This is a genomic window from Micromonospora sp. ALFpr18c, assembly GCF_008868155.1.
GTDB lineage: Bacteria > Actinomycetota > Actinomycetes > Mycobacteriales > Micromonosporaceae > Micromonospora.
Window position 1 is genome coordinate 1 of the sequence record NZ_WBKR01000018.1, and the last position, 23,195, is coordinate 23,195.

The 23,195-nt window shown below is 71.5% G+C and carries 26 protein-coding genes; 13 read left to right on the plus strand and 13 right to left on the minus strand.

Going from position 1 to position 23,195, the window contains the following annotated elements; genetic code table 11:
- The 3 genes from F8271_RS05895 to F8271_RS05905 all read right to left on the minus strand — a co-directional run.
- Positions 1-277: DUF222 domain-containing protein (locus tag F8271_RS05895; protein ID WP_370461866.1), on the minus strand; the 277-nt coding region annotated here is incomplete at its 3' end.
- Positions 278-421: 144 nt separating this feature from the next.
- Positions 422-1,081, minus strand: a complete 660-nt coding sequence (locus tag F8271_RS05900; protein WP_305069466.1) for a chitosanase — start codon at positions 1,079-1,081, stop codon at positions 422-424.
- A 22-nt stretch (positions 1,082-1,103) separates the two neighbouring features.
- On the minus strand, positions 1,104-1,679 hold the full coding sequence (locus F8271_RS05905) for a ricin-type beta-trefoil lectin domain protein (protein WP_305069467.1): 576 nt from the start codon (positions 1,677-1,679) through the stop codon (positions 1,104-1,106).
- Positions 1,680-1,869: 190 nt separating this feature from the next.
- Between F8271_RS05905 and F8271_RS05910 the strand changes: the two genes are divergently transcribed.
- From F8271_RS05910 to F8271_RS05920, 3 genes are all read left to right on the plus strand, one after another.
- Entirely contained in the window at positions 1,870-2,475 is a 606-nt protein-coding gene (locus F8271_RS05910; RefSeq protein ID WP_151488635.1) for an RNA polymerase sigma factor, read from the plus strand.
- A complete protein-coding gene (locus F8271_RS05915) occupies positions 2,472-3,176 on the plus strand; it encodes a hypothetical protein (RefSeq protein WP_151488636.1) in 705 nt (234 codons plus the stop codon). Before F8271_RS05910 ends, F8271_RS05915 begins: the two co-directional genes overlap by 4 nt.
- A 142-nt stretch (positions 3,177-3,318) precedes the next feature.
- Positions 3,319-3,939, plus strand: coding sequence for a hypothetical protein (locus F8271_RS05920; protein WP_151488637.1), 621 nt, complete (start codon positions 3,319-3,321; stop codon positions 3,937-3,939).
- Between the two features lie 47 nt (positions 3,940-3,986).
- Here F8271_RS05920 and F8271_RS05925 read toward each other — a convergent pair whose 3' ends face one another.
- On the minus strand, positions 3,987-5,612 hold the full coding sequence (locus F8271_RS05925) for a glycoside hydrolase family 43 protein (RefSeq protein ID WP_151488638.1): 1,626 nt from the start codon (positions 5,610-5,612) through the stop codon (positions 3,987-3,989).
- Between the two features lie 251 nt (positions 5,613-5,863).
- On the opposite strand from F8271_RS05925, the gene F8271_RS05930 reads away from it, so the two are divergent.
- From F8271_RS05930 to F8271_RS05945, 4 genes are read left to right on the plus strand one after another with little or no spacing between them, the layout of a single operon-like run.
- Positions 5,864-7,156 carry an extracellular solute-binding protein gene (locus F8271_RS05930; RefSeq protein WP_151488639.1) on the plus strand — a complete coding sequence of 431 codons (1,293 nt, stop codon included), beginning with the start codon at positions 5,864-5,866 and terminating at the stop codon, positions 7,154-7,156.
- A 52-nt stretch (positions 7,157-7,208) separates the two neighbouring features.
- Complete coding sequence (locus F8271_RS05935; protein WP_151488640.1) at positions 7,209-8,207, plus strand: carbohydrate ABC transporter permease; 999 nt, start codon at positions 7,209-7,211, stop codon at positions 8,205-8,207.
- On the plus strand, positions 8,204-9,043 hold the full coding sequence (locus F8271_RS05940; protein ID WP_151488641.1) for a carbohydrate ABC transporter permease: 840 nt from the start codon (positions 8,204-8,206) through the stop codon (positions 9,041-9,043). The genes F8271_RS05935 and F8271_RS05940 overlap by 4 nt, the downstream gene beginning before the upstream one ends.
- 52 nt (positions 9,044-9,095) lie before the next feature.
- On the plus strand, positions 9,096-10,079 hold the full coding sequence (locus F8271_RS05945; RefSeq protein ID WP_370461868.1) for a LacI family DNA-binding transcriptional regulator: 984 nt from the start codon (positions 9,096-9,098) through the stop codon (positions 10,077-10,079).
- A gap of 5 nt (positions 10,080-10,084) precedes the next feature.
- Here the strand turns inward: F8271_RS05945 and F8271_RS05950 are convergent, their stop codons facing one another.
- The 9 genes from F8271_RS05950 to F8271_RS05990 form a co-directional block, all read right to left on the minus strand.
- Positions 10,085-10,792, minus strand: coding sequence for a vancomycin high temperature exclusion protein (locus F8271_RS05950; RefSeq protein ID WP_151488643.1), 708 nt, complete (start codon positions 10,790-10,792; stop codon positions 10,085-10,087).
- 44 nt (positions 10,793-10,836) lie between these two features.
- Positions 10,837-11,391: a Uma2 family endonuclease gene (locus tag F8271_RS05955; protein WP_225854183.1), complete on the minus strand. Its 555-nt coding sequence runs from the start codon at positions 11,389-11,391 to the stop codon at positions 10,837-10,839.
- A 70-nt stretch (positions 11,392-11,461) separates the two neighbouring features.
- A complete protein-coding gene (locus F8271_RS05960) occupies positions 11,462-11,800 on the minus strand; it encodes a hypothetical protein (protein ID WP_151488644.1) in 339 nt (112 codons plus the stop codon).
- A complete protein-coding gene (locus F8271_RS05965) occupies positions 11,800-12,993 on the minus strand; it encodes a WXG100 family type VII secretion target (RefSeq protein ID WP_151488645.1) in 1,194 nt (397 codons plus the stop codon). Before F8271_RS05965 ends, F8271_RS05960 begins: the two co-directional genes overlap by 1 nt.
- Before the next feature lie 3 nt (positions 12,994-12,996).
- A complete protein-coding gene (locus F8271_RS05970) occupies positions 12,997-13,311 on the minus strand; it encodes a type VII secretion target (protein WP_151488646.1) in 315 nt (104 codons plus the stop codon).
- Positions 13,298-13,693, minus strand: a complete 396-nt coding sequence (locus F8271_RS05975) for a YbaB/EbfC family DNA-binding protein (RefSeq protein WP_151488647.1) — start codon at positions 13,691-13,693, stop codon at positions 13,298-13,300. Before F8271_RS05975 ends, F8271_RS05970 begins: the two co-directional genes overlap by 14 nt.
- A 315-nt stretch (positions 13,694-14,008) precedes the next feature.
- Positions 14,009-14,230, minus strand: a complete 222-nt coding sequence (locus F8271_RS05980; protein WP_151488648.1) for a hypothetical protein — start codon at positions 14,228-14,230, stop codon at positions 14,009-14,011.
- Positions 14,231-14,247: 17 nt separating this feature from the next.
- Positions 14,248-15,090 carry an ABC transporter permease gene (locus tag F8271_RS05985; protein WP_151488649.1) on the minus strand — a complete coding sequence of 281 codons (843 nt, stop codon included), beginning with the start codon at positions 15,088-15,090 and terminating at the stop codon, positions 14,248-14,250.
- A complete protein-coding gene (locus F8271_RS05990) occupies positions 15,087-15,974 on the minus strand; it encodes an ABC transporter ATP-binding protein (RefSeq protein WP_225854184.1) in 888 nt (295 codons plus the stop codon). Before F8271_RS05990 ends, F8271_RS05985 begins: the two co-directional genes overlap by 4 nt.
- A 481-nt stretch (positions 15,975-16,455) precedes the next feature.
- On the opposite strand from F8271_RS05990, the gene F8271_RS05995 reads away from it, so the two are divergent.
- From F8271_RS05995 to F8271_RS06020, 6 genes are all read left to right on the plus strand, one after another.
- Entirely contained in the window at positions 16,456-18,594 is a 2,139-nt protein-coding gene (locus F8271_RS05995) for a TOMM precursor leader peptide-binding protein (protein WP_151488651.1), read from the plus strand.
- 54 nt (positions 18,595-18,648) lie between these two features.
- Positions 18,649-18,831, plus strand: coding sequence for a hypothetical protein (locus tag F8271_RS06000; RefSeq protein ID WP_046564715.1), 183 nt, complete (start codon positions 18,649-18,651; stop codon positions 18,829-18,831).
- 193 nt (positions 18,832-19,024) lie between these two features.
- A complete protein-coding gene (locus tag F8271_RS06005; protein WP_225854185.1) occupies positions 19,025-19,240 on the plus strand; it encodes a hypothetical protein in 216 nt (71 codons plus the stop codon).
- A gap of 76 nt (positions 19,241-19,316) precedes the next feature.
- Positions 19,317-19,502: a thiazolylpeptide-type bacteriocin gene (locus tag F8271_RS06010; RefSeq protein ID WP_089021435.1), complete on the plus strand. Its 186-nt coding sequence runs from the start codon at positions 19,317-19,319 to the stop codon at positions 19,500-19,502.
- 93 nt (positions 19,503-19,595) lie between these two features.
- Complete coding sequence (locus F8271_RS06015; RefSeq protein WP_151488652.1) at positions 19,596-21,557, plus strand: TOMM precursor leader peptide-binding protein; 1,962 nt, start codon at positions 19,596-19,598, stop codon at positions 21,555-21,557.
- A gap of 10 nt (positions 21,558-21,567) precedes the next feature.
- Positions 21,568-23,172 (plus strand): SagB family peptide dehydrogenase, encoded by a 1,605-nt coding sequence (locus F8271_RS06020; protein ID WP_151488653.1) that lies wholly within the window; start codon positions 21,568-21,570, stop codon positions 23,170-23,172.
- The last annotated feature ends 23 nt before the right edge of the window (positions 23,173-23,195 follow it).

A 23,195-nucleotide genomic window follows, 5' to 3' on the forward strand; every position in this document is an offset into this window, starting at 1 on the left:
GGTTGCCGGTGTCCAGCGCGGTGGCGAGGTCGACCAGTCGGCGGGCGGCCGCGATGGTGAGGTGCAGTCGTTCCCGCAGCCACACCGTGGTGGAGGAGGCGCCCTGCGCGCGGGCGGTGCCCCGACCGTCGACCTCACGGATCAGGGCCAGCTTCACGGCGGCGAGGCGCTGCTCCAGGCGGTGCGCGGCGTCCAGCGCGGCGATCAGCTCCTGCTCGGGCAGCGCCCTGGCGGCCGTGTCGGCGCAGGCCGCGATAGCGTCCTCTGCCTGCGTCAACTCCCCGACCATGACCCGACACTAGAACAGGTGTACGACAAATTTCAGCGACCATGATCGATCTGAAGGCATCGGAGGTGCGAGCGCACCCGACCTCGGCGTGCGGCGGGGCGACCGAATTCGCCCCGCCGCACCATCGAAGCCCTAACCGATGCGGTCCTGGTCGCCGTAGACGGCGAACACCAGGGGCGTGGTCAGGTTGAAGTTTCCGTTGGTGAGGAACACCCGCTGGGCCGTGTCGACGCGGGACGTGTCCGAGTGGGCCTCCTCCTTCTTCATCTCGACGACCCGCTCGTCGAGGAACGCGTTGAGCCAGGTCCGCTCGTCGCCGCCCTGGGCCGGGGGCTTCGCGCGGGCGAGGGCGCGGCTGCGGATCTGGCGCATGCCCTCGTACCCGTGCATCACCGCCGCGTCGTAGTAGGCGAACTGGCCGAGTGCCCGGACCCGGTCGTTCTTGCCGTCGCGTACCGACGGGTTGAAGTACACCCGGTCACGTTCGGCCTCCTGCGCGGCCCGGAACACCGAGTCGTTGGCGGCGGTCCGCCAGTCGCGGGGGAAGTTGGGGTCGAGGCCGGCGTGCGAGGCGGTGCCGTTGACGGCGCGCAGCGCCGGCAGGTAGCCGGCCAGCACGTTGCCCGGCTTGGTCCGGGTGTACGCCTCGACCAGTTCCAGCATGTCGCCGGTGCCGGAGCAGAAGCCGATGATGCCGGCGGTGTAGCCGCGCCCGTCGCCGATGTCCTCGATGTAGGAGAACTGCGCGCGCCAGTCGAGCGACGAGTTCTCCGCCGCCGAGACGAGCTGCATGGCGACGTCCTTCTTCGCCGGGTCATCGAGGTTGGTGCCCGCCGGGTAGGGTCCACTGCTGGTTGGAGGTGCCGCCGCAGGTCCAGATCTGCAGCCGGGCGCCGTTGGCCGTGCTCCGGTCGGTGACGTCGAGGCACTTGCCGGAGCCGGTGTTGACGAGCGCGCCGCTGCTGGCGGTCCACTTCTGCGCGCCGGTGCCGTTGCAGTCGTACAGCTGCACCTTCGCGCCGTTGGCGGTGGACGCGGCGGTGACGTCGAGGCATTTGCCGAGTGCCCGGACGGAGTTGTCGGTGTTGCCGACCGTCCACGTCTGGGCGGCGCTGCCGTTGCAGTCGTAGAGCTGCACCGCTGTGCCGTTGGCCGGGTTCGCCCCGGCGACGTCGACGCACTTGCCGGCGAGGCCGGTGATCGGGCCGGCGGTCGCGGCGCTGGCCGACGGGAGACCGTAGCCGAGCGCCGCGACGGCGGCCAGCAGGGCGCCCACGGCGGAGGCGGCTGTTCTCTTGCGCACCATGGTGTTCCTCGGGGAAGGGGCGGCGTGCCGCCGGCCGGTCGGTGGCCCGGCGCGGCGATCGGCCCCGGCGGGCACCGCGAGCATCAGGAAACTGTATTAACAGATAGCAGTGCGTCGATCAACTGTCAAACGGTGACGGTGCGGGATCAACCGAGGAAGTCGTTGGTGGCATCGGCTGTTCACCTCTGTTGCAACGGCCTGTGCGCCGCTGGCTATCCTCGGCCGGCACACGGATCAGCGGAACCCAGCGCCGCCCGACGGACAGAGAATGGTCATGGAGTCGAGTCTGCGTGCCCGGGTGCGAGCCGGTGATCCCGGCGCGTTCGCCGAGCTCTTCGACCAGCACGCGCGCTCGGTGTACAACCACGCGTTCCGGCTCACCGCCGACTGGGCCACGGCGGAGGACGTCATGGCCGCCACCTACCTGCAGGCGTGGCGTTCCCGCGACCGGGTCACCGAGGACGGCGGCTCGCTGCGGCCGTGGCTGCTGGGCATCGCCACGAACGAGGCCCGCAACCACATTCGCAGCAACCGCCGCTACCGCCGGGTGGCTGCCGCGCTGCTCGCCGGCGACCGCACCCAGCCCGACCACGCCGACGAGGTCGCCGGCCGGCTCGACGACACCCGGCGGATCGCCGCCGCGATCGAGGCGCTCACCCGGCTGCGTCGACCCGAGCGCGAGGTGCTGACGTTGTGCCTGTGGGAGGGCCTGGACTACGAGGCCGCAGCCCAGGCGCTGGGGGTGCCGGTCGGCACCGTCCGGTCCCGGTTGTCGCGGGCTCGCGCCCGGCTGCGTACCCTCGTCGACGCCCCGCCACGCGCCTCCCGGCAGCCGGTCCTGGACGACCCGGTCTCGCTCGTGCGGGAGGTAAGCCAGTGAGCGCGCCCGACCCGTCCGAGTGGACCGGAATCGCCCCGCACCCCGGTGCGCGTGACCTGCCACCGGGTCGCCACGAGCTGCACCGCGACCGCCTGCTGGCGGCGATCGCGCAGGAGACGCGTACCCCCGGGGTCGCCCGCACGTGGCGGCGGCCCGCCCTGGCGGCGGCCGCGCTGGTCCTGGTCGCGGGCGTCGGCGCCGGGCTCGCCGCCACCGCCGGTGACGACCCGCCGGCGGCCCTCCCGGCGCCGGTCGCGAGCCGCCCGGCCGCCCGGCCCGCGCCACCGGGCGGGACCGCGAAGATCCAGGGGTACGGCACGGTGCGGCACCTCACCGCCACCGCCGATTTGGTGGTCCGTGGCGAGGCGCAGTCGGCGGCGGACGGTCGGGTCGTCTACCGGGTGGCCGAGGTGCTCTACCGCGCGTCGCACGCCCCGGTGTCCGCAAAGATCACGGTGCTGGCACCGGAGGCGACCGGCCGGGCGACCGTGCTCTACCTGGCGCTCAGCGACCCACTGACACCCGCCTACACGCCGCTCGGCGGTGACGTCGGGATCTTCGACGTCACCGGGGACACGGTCACCAGCCGCTCGGCGACCAGATCGGTGACCGGGCTGCGCGCCGAGCACGCCACCACGGCGGGACGCGCGTTCGTCACGACGCTGCCCGAGCTGCGCCAGGTCGCGGCCGAGCGAGGCTGAGGCCCAGGTCGCGACCGAGCGGAGCCGGCGCGCCGAAGAATCGTGGAACTCGGTGCCCGGGCCGCACAGATAGAGGGCGTAAGCAGTGCCGCGACCCGGGCGAGACGACCCGGGACGGCACCGAGACGCGAGGAGCGTTCCCATGGCAGTCGACCTCCGCCGTACCCGGCCCCTGTGGGTCGCGGCCGCCGCCGTGCTCGCCGCGGCGGCGCTGTCCGCCTGCGGCAGCGCCGACGACGCCGCCCCGGCCGCCGCGCCGACGGCGCCGAGCACGGCCAGTGCGGCCACGCCAACGGACGCGCCGCCCCCGCCGGTCAAGGGCAAGCTGCGCGGGTACGGCACCGTTCGGCAGCTCAGTGAGACCGCCGATCTCGTCGTACGCGGCGAGGTCGAGGCGGCCGGGTTCCGGGTCGACGAGGTGCTGCGCGCCGGCGGCGGATCCGACGTGCGGCCCGGTGCCCGGATCACCCTCGCCAGCCTCGACTCCGGTGTGGCCGACATGGCCCACATGTCGAAGCTCGACGCGGGCCAGGTCGTGGTGCTGTACCTGGCGAAGGACCCGGCTGCCCCGACGTACCGGACGCTCAGCGGCGACTTCGGCGTGTTCGACGTGACCGGCGGTGGTGACGACGCCGTCGCGTCGACCCGCTCGCAGGCCATGGCGGTCACCGGCCTGCTCGCCGAGGACCCGGCCGCGTCCGGCCGAGGCTTCCGCACCACCCTCGGCCAGTTGCGTACCGCCGCCGCCCAGGTCGGCCGGTAGGGCCGGGACGTGGACGGCACCCGAACCGCCGGGTGCCGTCCACGAACTCAGTGTTCCCGGTAGGTGGCCAGGTCGAAGTCGGCGTACACGCCGTCGCCGCCGAGGTCCTGCACCCAGAGGCCGAGGAACGCCCCCGTGAAGCCCCACGCCGCCGGCTCGCCGTCGATGATCAGCGCGGCGTGCTCGTCGGACAGGATCGTCGCGTCCAGGTCGACGGGCAGCCGCTGCCAGCCGGCGCCGAGGTCGTAGTCGAACCGCACCACCGGCCCGTCGAACACCGCCCGCAGACCGACCCGGGTGACGCCGCTCGCGTCGACGGTCAGATCGGGGTACGGGGTGCGCCGCCCGTTGTCGGAGCTGAGCAGCTCCAGCACCGTCCGCCCGTCGTCGGCCCTGGTCAGGTAGAGGTGGTGCCAGTTGAGGGTGTTGTAGTAGGCGGTGATCCCGGCGAGCTGGCGGTGGTCGACCGGGTCGAACTCGACAACGGTCTCCAACGAACAGCGCGTCGCTCCGACGCGCCGGGCGACCAGGCTGGGCGACTGCCGGCCGACCGGCGACTGCCCACCGTGGACCCGCAGGTGAGACGGGCGCGCCCGCAGGTCGACCCAGTCCGTGGTGGCCGGGCGGCGCAGCGTCGACCAGGAGGCGCCCAGCTCGGCGTCGTCGAAGTGGTCGGTGGCCGGTTCCGCCGGCCACGGGTGCTCGGGCAGGTCGGGCGCGACGACCTCGTCGGCCGGCACCCCGCCGGGGATCCGGGGCCAGCCGCCGGACGGCCACTCCACCCGCTGGATCGCGGTCTCCCTGCCCAGCACACAGCTGCCCAGCGGGGAGTAGGGGCGGCCGACCAGGTGGGCCAGATACCACTCGTCGTCCTGGGTGCGGACGAGGCTGCCGTGCCCGGCCTTCTGCAATCGCAGGTCCGGTCGGCCGACCGAGGTCAGCAGCGGCCCGTCCGGGTCCACCTCGTACGGCCCGAACAGCTCCCGCGACCGTGCCACGGTGACCTGGTGCTCCCAGCTGGTGCCACCCTCGGCGGTGATCAGCCAGTACCAGCCGTCGTGGCGGTACAGGTGCGGCCCCTCGGTCACCCCGACCGGGGTGCCGGTGAACAGGATGCGGGGCCGTCCGACGAGTCGGCGCGTGGCCCGGTCGTACTGCTGGATCTCGATGCCGCCGAAGCGGTCCCGGCCGGGACGCCAGTCCGCGCTCATGCTCAACAGCCAGCTGGTGCCGTCGTCGTCGTGAAACAGCGCGGCGTCGAACCCCCGCCCGTGCAGCTTCACCGGGTCCGACCAGGGGCCGGCGATGTCGGGGGCGGTGACCAGGAAGTTCTGTGGATCCCAGTAACCGCTGGCGAAGCTGGCCACGTCGCTGTAGACGAGATGGAACTCGCCGTCGTGGTAGGTCAGGTCCGGTGCCCACACCCCGTTCGAGTCGCCGCAGCCGCGCAGGTCGAGCAGGCGGCGATCGGTGATGACGCCACCGAGGGTGCGCCAGTTCACGAGGTCACGGGAGTGGTGTATCCGTACCCCCGGATACCACTCGAAGGTCGAGGTGGCCAGGTAGTAGTCGTCGCCGACGCGCAGGATCGACGGATCCGGGTGGAACCCGGCAAGGACGGGATTGCGGATCGACCGGGCAGCGGTCGCCACGTCAGCGGTGTCGGTCGACACGGGGGCTCCTCTGGGTGGCTCTCTGGAACTTCCGGAAACTTGCGGTCCAGGGTCGCTGGAAGTCCTGCCTACGCTAGCCGGTCTTATCGCAATAGGACAGGGGTCTTGACCGGTGTGGAAACAGCTCGTAGCGTGCCCGCCATCGACCGGTAATACCGGCGAAGCAATGAAAGTTCCGGAGATCCATGTTCGCGCACCCTGCCGGCTCGACCGGCGACCGAGCACCCCGTGAATCCCCGAAGGGATGGATCATGACCACGCACCTTTCCCGCCGAACGCTGCTCGGCCTCGCCGGCGCCGGTGCCGGCGCCTACCTGCTCAGCGCCTGCAGCGACGGCGAGTCGGCCGACCCGAACGCCCCGCAGACCATCAACTGGTGGCACATCCAGAACACCGAACCGATGCTGCCGGTCTGGGCGGCGATGGCCAACGAGTACAAGACCGCGCACAGCAACGTCACCATCACCATCCAGCCGCTGGAGAACGAGGCGTTCAAGGCCAAGCTCACCACCGCCACGCAGGCCGGCGACCCGCCGGACCTCTTCCAGTCGTGGGGTGGCGGCGTACTCAAGCAGCAGGTGGACGCCGGCCTGGTCAAGGACCTCACCGACGACCTGAAGTCGCTGGCCGACGGCATCCTGCCGGCCGCCATGCAGCCGTACACGATCGACGGCAAGATCTACGGCATCCCGTTCGACATCGGCATGGTCGGTTTCTGGTACAACAAGGACCTCTTCGCCCGCGCCGGCATCACCGAGACCCCCACCACCTGGACCGGCGTGCTCGACGCCGTCCGCAAGCTCAAGACCGCCGGCACCACCCCGATCGCCCTGGCCGGCAAGGACAAGTGGCCCGCCCACTTCTACTGGTCCTACCTGGCGATGCGCATCGGTGGGGTGGGCGCGCTGCAGAAGGCCGTCGACGACAAGAACTTCGACACCCCCGACCTCGCGGCCGCCGGCGAGCGACTCAAGGAACTCGTCGACCTGCAGCCGTTCCAGAAGGGCTTCCTCGGCGCGGAGTACGGGTCGCCCGACGGGCAGGCCGCCACGATGGGCAACGGCGGCGCGGCCATGGAGCTGATGGGCCAGTGGGCGCCGGCGGTGCAGGCGTCCAGCTCCACCAGCAAGAAGGGCATCGGCGACAAGCTCGGCTTCTTCCCGTTCCCCGCCGTGGACGGCGGCAAGGGCTCCGCCACCGAGGTCTTCGGCGGTGGCAACGGCTTCGCCGTCGGCAAGGACGCTCCGGCTGCCACCATCGATTTCCTGAAGTTCCTGCTCAGCGCCGACAACCAGCGTCGGTCCGCGAAGACCGGCGCGGTGCTGCCCACGGTGAAGGACGCCACCGACGCCATCACCGACCCCAACAACAAGGTCGTCGCGGAGACCCTGGCCAAGAACACGGGCTTCCAGCTGTACCTCGACCAGGCGTACGCGCCGGCACTCGGGCAGCAGATCAACGACAGCGTCGCCGAGATCATCGCCGGCAAGAAGCAGCCCGCGGCGATCCTCAAGGACATCACGCAGGTGGCGAAGACCGTCTGACCGTGGCCCTTCCCTCATCCGTAGCCGGCCGTAGAACCCGAGTGGAGCAGGCATGACCAGGCCATCGACCGTGTCCGACACGAGGCGCGGCGACACGGCGACCGATCCGCCGGCACCGGGGCCGGGCACCGCGCGACAGCGCGGCCGCCAGCCCCGGCCGGGCCGGGGCGGCGTCCTCGCCGTGTTCCTGGCGCCTGCCCTGGCGCTGTTCCTGCTGCTGGTCGTCGCCCCCATCGTGGTGGCCAGCTACGCCAGTCTCTACAAGTGGAACGGCTTCGGACTGCCGGAGAACTTCGTCGGGCTGGACAACTACACCCGCGCGTTCGGCGACCCGACCTTCCGCGGCGACCTGTGGCGTGGCCTCGTGCTCGTGCTGCTGTCCCTGGCCGTGCAGCTGCCCGCCGCACTGGCCCTGGCCATGCTCCTCAACCAGCCGCTGCGCGGCCGGGCCGCCTACCGGCTGATCTTCTTCGCGCCGTACGTGCTCTCCGAGGTCACCACGGCCGTCCTGTTCACGCTGGTGTTCTCACCGAACCGAGGGTTGGGCGAGTCGGTCTCCCAGTGGTTGGGCGCCGACGCCGGAGCGGTCTTCGCCGACCCGGACACCGTGCTGTTCGCCGTCTTCCTGGTGGTGTCCTGGAAGTACTTCGGCCTCTACATGATGCTGTTCCTGGCGGCGCGGCAGGGCATCCCCAAGGAGCTGTCCGAGGCCGCGGTCACCGACGGCGCCAGCGCCTGGCAGGCGTTCCGGCACGTCACCCTGCCCCTGCTCGGCCCGACGATCCGGATCAGCGTGTTCCTGTCGGTCATCGGCACCATCCAACTGTTCGACATGGTCTGGGTGCTCACCGGCGGCGGCCCGATCCACTCCTCGGAGACCATGGCCGTCACGATGTACCAGTACGGCTTCCGCCGCTTCGAGGTGGGCTACGCCAGCGCGATCAGCATCATCATGTTCCTGCTGAGCCTCGTCTTCGCCCTGTTCTACCAGCGCATCGTCCTGCGTCGGGACACCGCGGGCGCGATCACCAACCAGGGAGGCCAGCGATGACCCGCACGGTGAATCGCGCCCAGCGGACCCGCAGCCTCGTGCTGCACCTCGTCTGCATCGCCGTCGGCGCGCTCATCGTCGTGCCGGTGTGGTTCGGCGTGATCGGCGGATTCAAGGACAACGGCCAGTTGTCGACCAACCCGCTGGGCCTGCCCGACCCGTGGGTGCCGCAGAACTACACCGACCTCTTCGCCTCCGGGGTGTTCTGGCGTCAGCTCGGCAACAGCCTGCTCATCGCCGTCAGCAGCACGTTCGTCGTCGTCGCCGCGGCGGCGATGGCCGCGTTCGTCTTCGCGCGCTACGCCTTCCGGGGCCGCGAGTTCCTGGTCACCCTGTTCGCGATCGGCCTGATGTTCCCGTTCGCGGTGGCCATCCTGCCGCTGTTCGTTCTGCTGCGCGGCATGGGCCTGCTGGACAACCCGCTCGGCGTGATCCTGCCCCAGGCCGCCTTCGGGCTGCCGATCACCATCATCATCCTGCGGCAGTTCTTCCGTACCATTCCCGCCGAGGTAGAGGAGGCCGCCGTCCTCGACGGCTGCAGCTCGTTCGGCTTCTTCTGGCGGATCCTGCTGCCGATGGCGCGTCCCGCGCTCGCCACCGTCTCGGTGCTCGCCGTCGTGACCAGTTGGAACAATTTCATGCTCCCGCTGGTCGTCTTCAGCGACCAGAGCTGGTGGACCCTGCCCGTCGGAGTCCAGGCGTTCCAGGGCCAGTACGCCGACGACACCGCGCGGGTGCTCGCCTACGTCGTGCTGTCCATGCTCCCGGCACTCGGCTTCTATGCCGTCGCCGAACGGCAGCTCATCGGCGGCCTGACCGGCAGCGTCAAGGGCTGAGAACGAAGGGCGGACCGTGGGCTCCGACAACGGCCGAAACGTCACCATCGCCATGATCGCACGGCTGGCCGGTGTCTCCGTGCCCACGGTCTCCCGGGTCGTCAACGGCCGCTCCGACGTCGCCCCCGACACCCGGGAACGCGTCGAGGCCCTGCTCAACCACCACGGCTACCGCCGCCGGCCACCGGCACGAAGGGACGACGCCGCACTGATCGACCTGGTCTTCAACGACCTCGACAGCCCGTGGGCCGTGGAGATCATCCGTGGGGTGGAGGACGTCGCGCGGAGCAGCGGTGTCGGCACCGTCGTCTCGGCCATCCACTGGCGCATCTCCTCGGCCAACCAATGGCTCGACAACCTGCGTACCCGATCCACCGAGGGCGTCATCTTCGTGACCTCGATGGTGAACCCACCGTTGCAGGCCGAACTGCGCCGGCTGCACCTCCCGGTGGTCATCATCGACCCCGCCGGCGTCGACCCGCAGGAGTCACCCACCATCGGCGCCACCAACTGGGCGGGCAGCCTCAGCGCCAACCAGTACCTGATCGGCCTCGGTCACCGTCGCATCGGCTTCATCGCCGGGCCACCGCACCTGATGTGCAGCAGGGCCCGACTCGACGGCTACCGGGCCGCCCTCGGCGCCGCCGGCATCGCCGTCGACGACGCCCTCATCCGGCCCGGCAACTTCTACCACGAGGCCGGCTACACCGCCGGTACGCAGTTGCTGGCCCTGCCCGACCCGCCCACCGCCATCTTCGCCGCCAGCGACCAGATGGCACTCGGCGTCTACGAGGCGGTCCGCAAACGTGGCCTGCGGGTGCCCGACGACATCAGCGTGGTCGGCTTCGACGACCTGCCCGAGGTCCGCTGGTGCTCGCCGCCGCTGACCACGGTCCGTCAGCCCCTGGCCGAGATGGGCATGATGGCCGCGCGGACCATCCTGCGGCTCGCCGGGGGAGAGAAGGTCGAGAGCCCACGGGTCGAACTCGCCACCGAACTCGTCGAACGCGACAGCGCCGCACCGCCCCGAGCCTGACCCCGTCAGACGTCGCGCAACGCGTCGTCGACGCCGGTCTCCCGGCGACCGAGGTGAGCCGGCTCGCGGCCGGACAGCAGATCCAGCGCCGCCTTCACGCAGGCGCCCTTCTCGCGGGTCGAACTGAACCACCACGTCTGGGCGTACCGCTCGGCGCTGTCGTCACCCACACCGTTGGCGTCGATACCGAGGCGCCGGCACAGCGCCACGGCACGCGGAAGGTGAAAGGACTGGGTCACGACCGTCGCCCGTCGTACCCCGAAGATCTGCTCCGCCCGCGCACACGAGTCGTACGTGTCGAAACCGGCGTGGTCCAGCACCACCTTGTGCGCCGGCACGCCCCTCTCGACCAGCCAACTCCGCATCGCGGCGGGCTCGTTGTAGTCGGCGTTCATGTTGTCGCCGGACACCAGGATCGCCCGCACCTTGCCCGCGTCGAACAACCGCCGCGCGATCTCCAACCGAGCCGCGAGAACGGGTGACGGCGTGCCGTCCGCCTCCACCTTGGTGCCCAGGACCAGGGCGACCGGCGCGCCCGGCACGTCGGCCTCGCTGTAGAGGTGACCGTCCGCGGTGTCGCGGATCCACTTGACGCTGGCGACCGTGCCACCGGTCAGGACCACCGCACCCACCACGAACGCGAGGAGCGTACGACGGGCCAACCGCCGGTGCTCCCCGTACCACCGCCTGGCCGCACCGAATCGTCCCCGCATGCCCGCGAGACTAATCCGGCCGGGCCTGGGTCGGGTCAACCGCCTCAGCCGAGGTCGTGCTCCTCGAGACCGGTGTTGAGGAGCCAGGCGAGCGGCATGGTCGCGCGGACAACGTAGCGGCTGCCTTCCAGGCGGTACATGGCGACAGTTTGCGCCGTGTCCTGGTCGACTACCCAGTATTGGGGGATGCCAGCGGCAGCGTATTCGCTGCGCTTGGTCACCGTGTCGACGCCCTCGGAGCCAGGCGAGACAATCTCGACCACGAGGAGCACGTCGGCAACCGGCAGCCAGACTCCGTCAGCCTGGGCCTTGCTCCACACGACCAGGTCGGGGATACGTCCGCCTACACCACCGTCACGACCTGGGATGCGTAATCCCACAGCCTGGGCGACACGGTCCGCCGGCACACCACCCTGGGCGATCCACATCATGAGCCGGGTCGCGATGATGGCGTGGACGTACCCCGGCGGCGGCATGATCGAGACGACTCCCTCGGGGCTGATCTCATACCGATGGTTCTGGTCCGCAGCCATCATCGCGGTGAGGTCATCGAGCGTCACGACAGGGGGCATGTACCTGCCAACCGCCTCGGAGCTCATTGGCGCATCGTAGCGGCTCGTCGTCGGGCTCCGACGGAGGTGGGAGCCTGACCGCCGAGAGATTCCGCCACTACCCAGGATCACTCGTTCCCAGGATCCCCGCCGAGTAGGTCGCGTCCACCAGATCCTGAAGGTGGCGGACGACGTCGGCCTTGTGCTCGGTCTCCGGGAGGTGTTCCTCGCCGGCCGCTACCAAGCCGTCCCGCCACAGGCTGACGATCTCCCGCTGTGCGGCGGCCGGTAGATCATCGACCCAGAGTGAACCGAGATTGTTGTCGACGATCTCCTGCAGGTGGTTGGCGGCCTGTCTGTCGGAGAGGCGAGAAATCAGGAACTCCAGCGTCCAGTCGAACAATCCTCCTGTCGCGGTCCAGTCGACACCGGGTTTCAGGACGATGAGGCCAGCCATCATTTCCCCACGACGAACACTCGAGGACCGAGGCCTCGGTCCGTGATGAACTGTTCGAGCCGGGCGACCTGTTCCGAGGTGAACTTCGAGACGTCCACCGGCACCAGGTCCGCCTTATCCAAGTGCCGCACGATCTGATACTGCAGTTGGGGCCATTGGCGGTCAAAGAACTGCGCCGGGAAGTTGCCCACTGCATCGTAGGTCCGCTCCGCCTCGTCGACCCAGTCGGCGCTGGACTCCACCGGAGCGCGAGTCAGCGTCACGCCCAGTTCCTGCTCCAGGCGGACCGCTGTCTCGGCTTCGCCGGGCCGGAACGTCCCGGTCGCCGGATCCATGCCGAGGTCGTGAATCCGTTGCTGTTCCGTCCGCGGAGAGGTAGGAGTTCCGCGAGGCGACTCAGGCTCCGGGGTGTTTCGGGTCGGTGGGGACTCGCCCTTCTGGAGCCGTCGGAGAATCTGCTGGAGCTTGTCGATGAGGCCGCCGAGTCGGCGGATCACGGGGACAAGTCGTCGGAGGCTGGCCAGTAGTCCGCGGAGCAGTCGCGCGATCCGCGCGCCCCAGGAGGCCACCAGTGTCGTGACCTGCTCCACGACCAGTGGAGCGGCGAGCCCGCCGGTGGCGACGAGTTCGCCGGCGTACACGATGAGGCGGGAGACGCAGGTGGCGATGGCGTCGCGGACCAGGAGTCGGACGGCGGCGACGAGGCCGGCGGCACCTTCGGTGATCGCGGCGAGGGTGTCGGCGCCCTGGGCGAGCCCGGCGATGGCCTGTTGCTGCTCGTCGGCCCAGCCGCGGTAGGCGGGGCCGGCGGTGCCGCCCCAGGTTCCCACGTCGGCGCGGACGGCGGCGGCCAGCCCGGTGGCCTCCTCGCGTAGTGAGGTGGCGACGTTCCGCCAGGTCTGGGCGTGGGCGGTGATCTCGGCGGGGTTGCCGGCGAGCCAGTCGAGGGCTTCGCTGAGCGGTTTGACGTGTTCGATGAGCCAGGCGATGCCGTACTGGAGGAGTGCGCCGACCGGGTCGGACACGAGGGCGAGGGCGTCGAGGCCGGCACTGACCACGCCGAGGCTGCCGTCGATCCAGCTGCCGTTTCGGATGCCCTGGGTGATGAGTTCGATGTCCTCGCAGATCCAGATGCCGGCCCAGGCGCTGGGCGACGGGCCGGAGGCCGTGGCGATGAGCGGGTTGGCCGGCACCGGTCAGTTCCGTGTCTGGCGCAGCAGCCGTTCGGCGCGGGCGTCGGAGGCGCGGTAGCGGTCCGCACTGACGCGCAGTCTGTCGGAGGTGTCGTGCACCGATGCGGCGGCGGCGCCGATGCCGTTGATCAGGGTGCGCCCGAGGCCGTCCAGCAGGGTGGGCATGATCGCGCAGAGCTGCCCGTACGCGTCGGCGCCCACCTGGACGTGCTGACCGGCCTGTCGGGCGGTGTCGAGGCGGTCGGCGATGCGGTCGAGGCGACCGGCGTGGGAGGTGAGGCCGTCCGGGTCGACCTGGATGCCGTCACCGCTGGGCATCGTGCGCACCTGGGCCGGGGTGCAGGCGGCTCCGGTAGGAGTCGACGATCGCCCGGGCGCTCACGTCGTCGCCGAGAGTCTCGACGGTGGCGGTGGTGAGCTGGCTCAGCAGGTCGGCGTGGGCGGCCCGGGTGGTCTCCACGATCTGTCGGGCGATGCGGGTCGCGGACCGCTCGCGGATCCGTTCGAGGCGCAGGTCGGTCAGTAGGCCGTTCGAGTCGACGGTCACCACGATCGACCGGTCGGGACTGGTGGCGGTGCCGGTGAGCGCCCGCACCCGCGTGGACAGCGCCGTCGCGCGGGCCGCCCGGTCGGCCAGGGACGCTTCCCACTCGTCGAGGCGGCGCCCCGCCGCGTCCAACGCGGCATCATCCGCCCACACGCCGACCCCCGGGAAACATTGGCCATCATCACCGCCGAGACCGCCGCCACGTTACCAACCGGTGGCGCTGCGTGGTGCCCCGCGATCGGGTCGGTGCGCCGTCGCCGACGCACGTGTGTGGCCGGGCTCGGCGTCGGCGGGCGCCCCGGGACCACCACCGGGCGACCCGCGCGCCGCGCGGGCACGGCATGGCCGGCCACAGACACCGCGCCGCGTAGCCACGGCACGGCCGGCCACCGACACCCAGGGCGATGCGGGAGCCGGAACCCGTCGTGCGTCGCCACCCGGTCCGCCGAGCCGGGCGGCGCGAGCGGGTCAGGACTCCGGGTGGCGGCGGACGAAGTCCTGGTAGGTCTCGTTGTCCAGCTCGATCTTGCGGACCTCGGCCTGGCGCAGCTCGGCCGCGGACCGCGCACGGGCGAGCCGCACCTGGTGCCGTCGGTCGCGTGTGCGCGCCCAGCCACGAGACAGACCCCAGACGATCCAGCCACTGGACGCGACGAGCCCGGTCAGTGCGAAGGCGAGGAGGAAGTCCATCTCGACATCCTTTCCGGTCAGCCGACGTCCCGGCGGACGGCGAGCCAGGTGCCCAGCCCGAACATGAGCACGACGTATCCGAGCAGGACGGTGACGGGCAATCCGGCGCCGGCCGATTCGATCACCCCGGGGGTGCCGCCCTCGAACTGGGACCGCGCGCCGAGCGCGCCGGCGAGGGCACCGGAGCTGGGGGCGAGCAGGAGCTTCTGGACGACCTCGAGCGGGCTGAGCACGAGGGCGAGACCGCTTATCGCGTTCTCCAGCACGAGCGTCCACACCAGGCCCACGGCGATGGCGGTGGCGGTGCTGCGGAACGCGATGGCGAGGAAGTAGCCGAGGCTGGCGTGCGCGCTGCAGATCAGCCAGGCCGCCGCCACGGCTCCGGCCAGGTCGCCGGCCGGCGGCCAGTCCAGGACGCGACCTTCGAGCACTGCGAGCAGCGCGGTGACGGCGGCCATCGCGGCGAAGGTGAGCGCGACGAGCACCAGGGTCAGCGCGCAGAGCGCGACGGCGTGCCCGGCGAGCACCTGCGCCCGTCGGGGGCGCTGCGTGAAGATCAGGTTGAGCGTCCCCCAGCGGTACTCGTTGCCGACGACGACGGCGCCGAGGATCACCACGATCGCCCCGCCGAACAGGGGGAACAGCGCGATCCCGGTGGGCACGAGTTGGCCGGGCAGCACGGCGTCGAGCAGCGACGCCGCGTCGTCGGCCTGTTTCGGGTCGCCGGCGAGGGCCAGGTGCACGAGGTACGGGACGCCGACGCCGAAGGCGAGCGCCAACGCGATCCAGGTGAGGGTGACCGTCCACACCGCCGGCCGTTTGCGGTCCGCGAACCAGGCCGCGCGTACCGAGGCGATCATCGGCTGCTCCCTGTCGTGCTCGTCAGTTCCAGAAACGCCTCCTCCAGCGAGTGGCGTAGCGTGCGCAGTTCGCGTACCTCGACGCCGGCCTCGACAAGCGTCCGGTTGAGTTCCGCGGCGAGCGCCGGGTCGGCGTTGACCCGCACCGTACCGTCGACGGCCTCGGCGGCGCGGACGCCCCGGTGGTCGCGCAGGCAGGCGAGGGCCTTGTCGACGGGGTCGGCGGCGATGAGCAGTTCCCCGCCGCCGAGCGCCGCGCGCAGCTCGTCGGACGTGCCGTCGGCGACCAGCCGGCCCCGGTTGATGACGGCGATCCGGTCGCAGACCTGCTCGACCTCGCCGAGGACGTGGCTGGAGAGCAGCACGGTGCGTCCCTGCTGGCCGAGCGAGCGGAGCAGCTCCCGGATCTCCGACACTCCGGCCGGGTCGAGGCCGTTGGTGGGCTCGTCGAGGATCAGCAGGCTGGGCTCCTTGAGGAGCGCCGCGGCGACACCGAGTCGCTGTTTCATGCCCAGGGAGTACGTCCGGAACGCGGAGCGCGCGCGGCCGCTGAGGCCCACCTCGGCCAGCACCCGGTCGGCGGCGCTGTCGGGCACTCCCGAGTAACGGGCGGCCAGCCGAAGGTTGTCCACACCGGACAGATGGGGGTAGAAGGCCGGCGACTCGATGAGCGCGCCCACCCGGCCCAGCTCGTTCGGGGTGCCCGGTGGTTGGCCCAGCACCCGGATCCGGCCGGACGTGGGTCGGACGAGCCCGACCAGCATCCGCATGGTCGTGGTCTTGCCGGCGCCGTTGGGCCCCAGGAAGCCGAAGACCGTCCCCTCGGGCACCCGCAGGGTCAGCCCGTCGACCGCGGTGACACCGCCGGGATAACGCTTGGTCACCTCGTGGACTTCAATGGCGAATCGGTCATTCCCCAACGGACTGGCGCAATCGTCCGATGACGTGGCGGGTTTCACCGCCGGGTTTTTGCGTCGCCTTCATATGAGCGGTCCTTACTCATTCCCGACCGCAACGCCTGGTTGATTGCGCGCAGTCAATTAACTGATCGTTAAGGCGGTCGGGGTGGCGGTCCGACCGTCCACCATGCAGGATCGCGCCGTTCGGCCACCTCACGTCTGGAACGATGGAAAAGCTCCTGACCTGCGCAATGGCTTGACAGCGCCCACAGACTAGCGGAGGTTGATCGGGACCGGTAGGTCCGCGACCGAGGGGCCCGAGAAAATTTCTCCCCGTCGCAGCTCAGTGGCCTTCAATTCACGCCAGCCGCTACCCGACACGAAACATTCTGTTGACGAACGTATTGCCCTTGGGCAGCATGTAGACACTTTCGAGTCGATGGTGATCGTTGGCATAGGAGCCCGGATGAGTCTGCCGCTGGACAGTGCCCAGACCCTCGAAGTCCGACCTAAGCTGCGACACGACGTGGTCTTTCTGGATGCGCCGGCCGGTGCGTACCTGCGCGGCCCGGACACCGCCTTCCTGATCAAGGGCAGGTCCGCGTTCCGCTGGCTGACCTCGTTGAGCCCCTACCTCACCGGGGAGCACACCCTCGCTCAGCTCACCGCCGCACTCGACGAGGCGCAGCGGCAGACCGTGCTCACCCTGGTGCGTGCGTTGCTGGCCCGCGGCTTCGCCAAGGACGCCGGCGACCGCACCGAGCTGGCCGAGCCGGTGGCCCGACGGTTCGCCCCGCAGATCGAGTTCGTCGACCACTTCGCCGACGACCCCACCGGGCGTTTCCTGCGTTTCCACACCGCCCGGGTGGTGCTCGCCGGTGGGGGAGCGACAGTGTTGGCCGCGGCGAGCAGCCTGCTGCGCAACGGGTGCCTCCGGCTCGACCTGTATCCGGACGACGACCCGTCGCGCTACGCGGAGGCGTTGCGGCCGGAGGTGGCGACGCTGCGCGCGGACGGGCTGGCGGCCGAGGTCCGGGTGCACGACGGGCCGGTCGAGCTCACGGGCGCCGACGCGGTGGTCCACTGCACCGACCGGACGGGCCTGCCCCGCCTGGCCGAGCTGGCCCGCGCCTGCCACCGCGGCGGCCCGCTGCTGGTCCCGGTGCTCACCGACGACGAGCGGGCGGTGGTCGGCCCGACCGTCGAGGCCGGGCGTGCGCCCTGCTGGCTCTGCGCGCAACTGCGGCTCACCGCCGGCGCCGACGCCACCGACGCCGCCGACTTCTGGCGGCACCTCGCCCTCGGCGCCGGCCCCGACGTGCCCGCGCCGCTGCCGGAGGTGACCGCGCGCATGCTCGGCAACGCCGCCGCGTTCGAGGTGTTCCGCGTGCTCACCGGCGCGCTGGCGCCGGACACCGCCGACGGGGTGCTGCTGCTGGACCGGTCCACCCTGGAGTCCATCCGGGAGAAGGTGCTGCCACACCCGGCCTGCCCGGTGTGCCGTGACGTGGACGTACCCGGGCCGGCGCAGCCCGGCGGCTCCGACGACGAGACCTACCAGCGGGCCCAGGCGTTGGTGTCGCCGAACGCCGGGGTGTTCACCCGGTTCGTGGACGACCCGCTGGAGCAGGCGCCGCTGAAGACCGCCCGGCTGCGACTGCCCGGCCGACGCGGCCCGCGCGAGGTGACCGCGTTCGACGTGCACACGGTGATGAGCGCCCGGCTGGCCGCGTACCGGGTGGCGGTGCGCGACCACGCCGCCCGCTACGCCGACCCGCACGCCGGTGTGCTCGCCACGGCCGAACAGCTCCGCGACCGGGGCGAGCACCCCGTGCCGTGGACCGAACTGGGCACCACAAGCGGGGCCGTCCCCGAGGACCCGCGCCGGTCGGTCCGCTGGCTGCCGGCGACCGTGCTGGACGGCACCGACACCGTGTGGGTGCCCGCCGCGCTGGCGCTGCCCACGTCGGCCGCGAACGGCGAGGGCTTCGGGGAGCGGACGGTCGCCGGAGCGGCGGCCGCCGACAGCATCGACCGTGTCGTCGACCAGGGGCTCGCCGACGCGCTGGCGTACCACGCGCTGACCGCGGCCATGCGCGGCGCCGGCGGCCTCACCGTGGTCGGCGAGGAGGAGCTGGTGGCCGACGACGACACCGCGTTCGTGGTCAAGGCGGCCCACCGCTTCGGCCGCCAACTCGCGGTCTTCGCCCTTCCCGGCGCGGCGCCGGCGCACGCCGTGCTCGCGGTCACCGAGACGTCGGGCGGCCGCGACTGGCGGCTCGCCGGCGGCTTCGACCCGGTCGCCACGCGGCTCGCCGCGGTACGCGACCTGGTGGGCCGGATCCAGGTGCGGCACTTCGAGGGGACCGACGCCGACCTCGGCGACCCGGTGCTCGCCGACTTCGACCCGGCCACCATCACCGCGAGCGCCAACAGCGGGGCCACCGTGGGCGGCGGCACCGACCGGGCCGCGGTGCTGGCCACCCTCGCCGAGCGGGGAATCAGCGCGCTGCTGGTCGAGACCACCACCCGCGACGTACGCGCCAGCGGGGCGTTCCGCAGCGGTGTGGTCCTGCTGCGCCACCACGGCCGGACGGCCGACTGAAACCACCACACCAGTGGTCCGAGCGAGGCACGCACCGTGGAAGGAGGTGGAAACATGCCGATCACCCTGAACGACGAGCTCCGCGAGCTGGAGACCGAGACCTTCGAAATCGAGGAGGTGGAGGACGGCGGCGAGGCGCTCGCCGCTACCAGCTCCAGTTGCTCCTGCTCGAGCTGCTGCAGTTGCAGCACGTCGAGCTGCTGCAGCACCAGCACCAGCACCTCCAGCTGCGGCTGACCGGGGTAACCGGGGGTTGACCCCCGAACGCTGACGCAATCCAGTCACCCGGTGGGACGTCGCATCCGATCGCACCAACCGCCGCCGGCCGACACCGGCGAGTAGCCCCTGCGTGCCTCCGCTGGCTCCATCGTGGTGGTGCGGACGCAGACCCACCCACGACTGGCGCTGACCTCGGCACAAGGAGAGGCCCGTGACCCAACCCCTGGCATCCGCCGCACTGTCCGACTCGGTCCGCGGCGAGCTGCGCGACCTGCAGACCGAGACGTTCGAGGTCGAGGACATCGCGGATCTGTCCGCCGACCACATGGACATCTGCAGCAGCAGCACCAGCACGTCGAGCTGCTCCAGCTGCAGCACGTCCAGTTGTTGTAGCTGCACCTCGTCGAGTTGCAGCAGCACCAGCTGAGCCTCGGCACCACCCGGCCGGTCCGGACGGCCGGACGGCGTCGAGGCCCGCGTACGCCCGAGGGGAGGTAGAGGGAATGCCGGATCTGACTGAGGAACTCCGCGCGTTGGAGACCGAGACGTTCGAGATCGAGGACGTCGACGCGATCGACGCGATGGTCATGGACTGGTCCAGCTCCAGCTGTTCCTGCTCCAGCTGCTGCAGTTGCAGCACGTCCAGTTGCTGCAGCAGCAGCACCAGCACCGGATGCGGCGGCGGATAGCCACCGCCGCAACCGTCCCCGCCGGCGAGCCACGCCGGCGGGGACCCCGGGTCCCGACCCCCAGACCGCAGCGACCGCAGACAGGTGAACCGCATGATCGTCGACGTCCGGACCACCTCCACCGGGTGGGACAGCAGCCTCAAGCAGCTCGGCGAGGCGTTCCACGAGCGGCTCCAGGACCGGGCTGACCAGCCTGCCCAGGACGGACCGCCCGCCGGGATCACCGTACGCATCGCCGCCCTCGGCCTCACCGACGCGTACGCCGACGCCGGTGAGGGGCTCACCAGCGACGTGGTGCCGATCTGGCTGCACGGCGCGACGGCGCTGGTCGGCCCCCGCTGGACCGGTGCCGCCGAGCCGGGGTCGCTGCCCGGCCCGTGCCCGCTGTGCGTGCAACGTCGCTGGCAGGCCATCCGGCTCCGCGAGGAGCGGCACGCCCTGGAGCACGAGTCTCCGGTAGGTGTGGTGGCGTCACTGCCGCACCTCACCCCTTTCGCCGTCGACGCGCTCTGGCAGCTGTTCCGGCGGGCCTGCCGCACCTCCGACGACCGTCCTGGTGTCGCCCGGCTGCACCAGCTGCGGATGGACACCCTGGAGACGACCCTGGTGGAGGTGCTTGCCGACTCGGAGTGCCCGGCCTGCGCCACCACCCGACCGGACACCGCCGAGGCGGCCGTTCCCACCCTGACCCGTCGACCGAAGCCCGACCCGACGTCGTACCGGCTGCGTGCGGCCGACGAGCTGGACCTGCCGGTCGGCGCGTTGGCCAACCCCGTCGTCGGCGCGCTGGGCGGCAACGCGCTGCGGGCGTACAACGTGACGGCCACCGCCCCGGTCACCGGCTACTTCCGGGTCCGCAGCCGCTACGACCTGCACGAGATGTGGTGGAGCGGGCACGCCAACAGCTACGGCGGCAGCGAGACGTACGCGCTGCTGGAGGGCCTGGAGCGGTACGCCGGCCAGTTCCCGCGGACCAGGCGTACCGAGGTGTTCGACAGCTACGCCAACCTCGCCCCGGCGGCGCTCGACCCGTCCGGCCTGGGTTACCACCCGGCGTTCTACCAGGGCCACGGGCTCTACTACGCGCCGTACTCGCCGGACGAGCCGATGCACTGGGTGTGGGGGTTCTCGGTGCGCGACGGGGAGCCCCGTCTCGTCCCCGAGCAGCTCGTCTACTACCTGGACCGCCGCACCGACCAGCGCAAGTTCGTCCAGGAGTGCTCCAACGGCTGCGCCAGCGGCAGCTGCCCGGAGGAGGCGTTGCTGCACGGCATGCTCGAACTGGTCGAGCGCGACGCGTTCCTGCTCGCCTGGTACGGCCGGGCGCGGCTGGCCGAGATCGACCCGGCGACCTGCCGGGACGAGCGGGTGCACTTCATGCTCGACCGGGTCGACCTGCTGGGTTACGACGTCCGGCTCTTCGACACCCGCGCGGACCTGCCGATCCCGGTGGTCACGGCGGTGGCCGTCAAGCGCGGCGACGGCCTCGGCCAGCTCTGCTTCGCCGCCGGGGCCAGCCTCGACCCGGACGACGCGGTCCGCGCGGCGCTGTGCGAGACCGCCTCCTACGTGCCCGGCTTCGACGAGCGGGTCGCCGCCAGCGAACCCGAGCTGCGGGAGATGATCCGCGACTACACCCGGGTCACCGAGCTGAGCCACCACGCCCTGCTCTACGGACTGCCGGAGATGGCGCGGCACGCGGCGTTCCTCTTCGAGGACCCGCCGCTGCGGTCCATGTCCGAGCTGTACGGCGACTGGCTCGCCGCCCGACCCGCACACGACGACCTGCGTGCCGACATGTCGTACCTCGCCGGTCTGATCGCCGGCCTCGGCGGCGACGTCGTCGCGGTCGACCAGACCTGCCCCGAACAGCAGGTCGCCGGGGTGCACACGATGGCCGTGGTGGCCCCCTCGCTGGTCCCGATCGACTTCGGCTGGCAGCGGCAACGGGTGCTCTTCAGCGACCGCCTCGACCGGTACGTGGACCGGGGGCGGCACGGCCCGGACGGGCTGGGCGCCACCGGCCGCAACCCCCACCCGCATCCCTTCCCGTAGGAGCAGCGCCATGCAGCAGCAGGCCATCGAGGTCGTCCGGGAGTACACCGAGGCGGTGTTCCGGCGGGCCCGCACGCCCATGGAGCCGCTCAACTTCGAGGTGGACTGGGCCGACCAGCCGTCGCGGCACAAGAGCTATCCGGACGCGCCCCGGCTGCCGCTACCGGCCACGCCGCCCGACCTGCCGACCCTGCGCGACCTGCACACCGGCGAGCACCTGCCGCCGGTCACCGGCTGGTCGCTGGCCCGACTGGCCGCCCTGCTGCGTCTGTCGTACGGGGTGCTGGACCGGCGGTTGGGGATCAACTGGAACCAGGACGCCGCCAAGCGGGCGCACTTCGAGCACGCGGTGTGGGGGCGCGGCACCGCGTCCGGCGGTGGCATGTATCCGGTGGAGCTGTATCTGGTGGCGGGGGCCGGGGGACCGCTGCTGCCCGGCGTCTACCACTACCACACCGGTTCGCACATGCTGGAACGGTTGCTGATCGGCGACGTCACCGGCACCGTACGCGCCGCGCTCGGCGTGGACGCGCCCCCGGGCGACAGTTACCTGCTGGCCGGCATCCGGTTCTGGAAGAACTCGTTCAAGTACAACAGCTTCTGCTACCACGTGGTCACCCAGGACCTCGGTGCGCTGCTCGGCTCGTGGGACCTGCTGGCGCCCGCGCTGGGCGTACCCCTGCGGCGGTTGCTCTGCTTCGACCCGGCGCTCCTGGAGCGGCTGCTCGACCTGGACGGCGACGCGGAGAGCGTCTTCGCGGTCGTACCCCTGGACTGGGGTGACAGCGGCGCGGGCCCGGCGGCGACGCCGGTGCCCGCGGACGTGCGGACCCGCTATCCGGCCTTTGAGCGGTCCCGGCGCGTCCGGGACTTCGCGGCGGTCACCGCCGTGCACCGGGCGGCGGCGGCACCCGCCGCGCCCGCTCCGGACACCGTCGACACCGCCGCGCCCCGGGAGCTGCCCGGTGCGCCGGTCGAGCTGCCCGCCGCGCAGCTCGACCGGCTGGCCCGTCCACTGTCGACGGTTCTGGCCGGTCGGTCCAGCAGCTTCGGCCGGTTCCGTCGCCCACCCGACCTGACCGCCGCCGAACTCGGCACCACCCTCGCGTTCGCCGCCGCCGGCCGCCGCTACCTGGCGGACGTCAAACGGCCCGACGGCGGGCCCGAGCTGACCCGGCTGTGGGTGTTCGCCAACCACGTCGACGGGCTGCCGGGCGGCGGCTACGCCTACTGCGAGCGGCGACACGCCCTGCTGCCGGCCGCCCCCGAGCCCGAGGGTGGGATGGCCGCCTTCCTGCAACAGCAGTACTTCCTCACCAACTACACGATGGGTCAGGTCGGCGCGGTGCTGGCCATCTCCGGGCGTCCCGACGCGGTCCTCGACGTGTTCGGGCCGCGCGGCTACCGGCTCCTGAACGCCGAGGTCGGCACCGTCGCCCAGCGGGTCTACTGCGCGGCCACCGCGCAGGACCTCGGCTGCGGCGCCGTCCTCGGCTTCGACAACGTCGCCATGAACACCGCCCTCGGGCTGGACGGCACCGACGAACGCACGGTGCTCTTCCTGCTGCTCGGGCGACACCCGCAGGCCACCGCCGACATGGCGTACCGGCTGTGACGCCCCGACCCGCGCCGACCCGA

Bases quoted from the DNA above. Each gene is read 5' to 3' on its own strand.
- F8271_RS05900 (WP_305069466.1), bottom strand. From the start codon at position 1,081: ATGCAGCTCGTCTCGGCGGCGGAGAACTCGTCGCTCGACTGGCGCGCG.
- F8271_RS05905 (WP_305069467.1), bottom strand. From the start codon at position 1,679: ATGCTCGCGGTGCCCGCCGGGGCCGATCGCCGCGCCGGGCCACCGACC.
- F8271_RS05910 (WP_151488635.1), top strand. From the start codon at position 1,870: ATGGAGTCGAGTCTGCGTGCCCGGGTGCGAGCCGGTGATCCCGGCGCG.
- F8271_RS05920 (WP_151488637.1), top strand. From the start codon at position 3,319: ATGGCAGTCGACCTCCGCCGTACCCGGCCCCTGTGGGTCGCGGCCGCC.
- F8271_RS05930 (WP_151488639.1), top strand. From the start codon at position 5,864: ATGACCACGCACCTTTCCCGCCGAACGCTGCTCGGCCTCGCCGGCGCC.
- F8271_RS05935 (WP_151488640.1), top strand. From the start codon at position 7,209: ATGACCAGGCCATCGACCGTGTCCGACACGAGGCGCGGCGACACGGCG.
- F8271_RS05940 (WP_151488641.1), top strand. From the start codon at position 8,204: ATGACCCGCACGGTGAATCGCGCCCAGCGGACCCGCAGCCTCGTGCTG.
- F8271_RS05945 (WP_370461868.1), top strand. From the start codon at position 9,096: ATGATCGCACGGCTGGCCGGTGTCTCCGTGCCCACGGTCTCCCGGGTC.
- F8271_RS05950 (WP_151488643.1), bottom strand. From the start codon at position 10,792: ATGCGGGGACGATTCGGTGCGGCCAGGCGGTGGTACGGGGAGCACCGG.
- F8271_RS05955 (WP_225854183.1), bottom strand. From the start codon at position 11,391: ATGAGCTCCGAGGCGGTTGGCAGGTACATGCCCCCTGTCGTGACGCTC.
- F8271_RS05960 (WP_151488644.1), bottom strand. From the start codon at position 11,800: ATGGCTGGCCTCATCGTCCTGAAACCCGGTGTCGACTGGACCGCGACA.
- F8271_RS05970 (WP_151488646.1), bottom strand. From the start codon at position 13,311: ATGCCCAGCGGTGACGGCATCCAGGTCGACCCGGACGGCCTCACCTCC.
- F8271_RS05980 (WP_151488648.1), bottom strand. From the start codon at position 14,230: ATGGACTTCCTCCTCGCCTTCGCACTGACCGGGCTCGTCGCGTCCAGT.
- F8271_RS05985 (WP_151488649.1), bottom strand. From the start codon at position 15,090: ATGATCGCCTCGGTACGCGCGGCCTGGTTCGCGGACCGCAAACGGCCG.
- F8271_RS05995 (WP_151488651.1), top strand. From the start codon at position 16,456: ATGAGTCTGCCGCTGGACAGTGCCCAGACCCTCGAAGTCCGACCTAAG.
- F8271_RS06000 (WP_046564715.1), top strand. From the start codon at position 18,649: ATGCCGATCACCCTGAACGACGAGCTCCGCGAGCTGGAGACCGAGACC.
- F8271_RS06010 (WP_089021435.1), top strand. From the start codon at position 19,317: ATGCCGGATCTGACTGAGGAACTCCGCGCGTTGGAGACCGAGACGTTC.
- F8271_RS06015 (WP_151488652.1), top strand. From the start codon at position 19,596: ATGATCGTCGACGTCCGGACCACCTCCACCGGGTGGGACAGCAGCCTC.
- F8271_RS06020 (WP_151488653.1), top strand. From the start codon at position 21,568: ATGCAGCAGCAGGCCATCGAGGTCGTCCGGGAGTACACCGAGGCGGTG.